Raw genomic sequence first — 582 nt, 5'->3', positions numbered from 1 at the left:
TTCCTTGCTTCGGTATTCGGTTCGCCCCAACACCGTGTTGTACCTAAACTCATAATAAGAGGAGAAATAGGTTTCTATCTCACCATTTTTGGAGGAAGTCTTCCTTTGCTTGGGCGTATTATTTTCGTCCACTGAATTGCCTTTATCTGCGTTCCTTTTCATTATATGCTTGGTTTGGTTTCCGAGAGTGAAGTTATGAAGAGAACTGGAAAGTTCCAAGCATTCGGAGAGTGCTTGCATAATGTTGCGCAAATTGGCAATGAATTTCTCACGGATTTTTGACAAGATACTGTTGGAAAGTATGGATTTAAGCCCCAAACAAGAGGACAAGTGTGTAAAGAATGCAAGAAAGGCAGGTGCTAATTTGCTACAATACGCATCGTATTGCGTTGGCTAAAAGGATATGATAAAATGGAGTAAAGAGACAAAGAAAGAGAGCGACAAACCTTTTGTCATTTCCATGTTTTTCCCTCTATTTCCCTGCTGTTCCCTCGTGCTTTGAAGTATGGCAAACACTCTCTACTTTTGCAGGCAGAAATATGCGGTGAAACGCAAAACGGACAAAGGTTTTATTAAACCAAC

At 40.5% G+C, this 582-nt stretch carries 1 pseudogene; it reads right to left on the bottom strand.

Going from position 1 to position 582, the window contains the following annotated elements:
- Window positions 1-240, bottom strand: a pseudogene (locus HMPREF1640_RS12355) (virulence protein); the annotation flags it as partial.
- Window positions 241-582: the final 342 nt, after the last annotated feature.

Origin of the sequence: Prevotella sp. S7-1-8, from assembly GCF_000758925.1 — a bacterium.
In the GTDB taxonomy this organism is placed as follows: Bacteria; Bacteroidota; Bacteroidia; order Bacteroidales; family Bacteroidaceae; genus Prevotella.
This window is presented reverse-complemented; position numbering and strand designations above follow the sequence as displayed.